This is a genomic window from Caballeronia sp. M23-90, from assembly GCF_053574605.1.
In genome coordinates this window covers 1-1,149 of record NZ_JBSIPA010000856.1, presented here as the reverse complement: position 1 = coordinate 1,149, position 1,149 = coordinate 1, and the positions used below count along the sequence as shown (strand labels likewise).

Genomic DNA, 1,149 nt, shown 5'->3' with positions numbered 1-1,149 from the left:
TACACTCGCCACGGTCTGCGCGGTGCTCGCCCGCGATGCGGGTATCGCGTTGCGCCTGCAGTTGCTGATCTATCCCGGCGTCAGCGCGCGTCAGGACACGCCGTCGTACGCGCAATTCGCGGAAGGTCACGTCCTGACGGCGAAAACGGTCAAATGGTTCTTCAAGCATTATCTGCGCGAAGAAAAGGACCGCGACGACTGGCGTTTCGCGCCCCTGGATGCGCGAGGACCGATGCCATCGTTTGAAGGTATTGCACCCGCGTGGATTGCCGCTGCCGATCACGACCCGCTCTTCGATGAAAACGTCGCCTACGCGGCGAAACTCGAACGCGAGCACGTGCCCGTCGAACTGGTCCGCTACGAAGGCATGACGCACGAGTTCTTCAAGATGGGCGGACTGGTGCCGGACGTCGCGAAGGCGCATGCCGACGCGGCGAGTGCGTTGCGTCGTTATCTCGACGTCGAAAGTTGATCAGCGGGCTATCACAAACGCGTCGCTGATCTCAAAGTTGCCGGGGCGAACGATCTTGTGTGAACCGTCGTCGTCGCTGAGTTCCTTGATTTGCAGCTCGATTTGATCGCCTGCAGATGAAACACGCAGCGCCGTCGTGCTCCGCGTCCCATACCCATCCGACTCGATAAACGCCGCCGACAACACACGTTCGCGTTCAAGCGAAAGGCCCGTCGAGGGCAGCAGGGCGTCATCGGCAATATGCGGGTTGCGCATCGTCCCGATCAGCAGATCCAGCGGTGGCTGAACCCGGTCTCCGGTGTGAACGAGATCGCGAAGCGCGTCGCGTTGGGCGACGAGCTTTGGCCACGGCGTATTCAGCAAGCTGTTCGATAAACCATGGATACCGGCCTCAAGGCGTGCGGGCGGCGCATCGGCGCGATTGCCGTACCACGCCAGTTCGCGCCGCGTGAAGTCGCCGACAATCAGGTTGAAGCCGTTGTACAGATGCCCGTTGCGGGCGACGTCGTCCAGATAAGCGAGCGGCGCGACAATTTCTCCCGACAAGAAATCACTGACGAGCGCACCGCGGGTGGGCGCGCCAGGCCGCACCTCGGTCGGCGCCCGATAGTTCGTCAATGCAGCAAACCGGCCATCGCGTGTCACGCCCAGCCACGTCCCGCCGCCCGTGAGGTCGA

Annotated in this window: 2 protein-coding genes; one reads left to right on the top strand and one right to left on the bottom strand. The window is 62.5% G+C overall.

From position 1 onward, the window contains the following. Positions 1–472 (top strand): alpha/beta hydrolase fold domain-containing protein (locus tag ACRXB1_RS36470; protein ID WP_449494830.1); only part of this gene is annotated, 472 nt, incomplete at its 5' end. Here ACRXB1_RS36470 and ACRXB1_RS36465 read toward each other — a convergent pair. Further along, a partial coding sequence (locus ACRXB1_RS36465; RefSeq protein ID WP_449494829.1) for an NRDE family protein occupies positions 473–1,149 on the bottom strand: 677 nt, incomplete at its 5' end.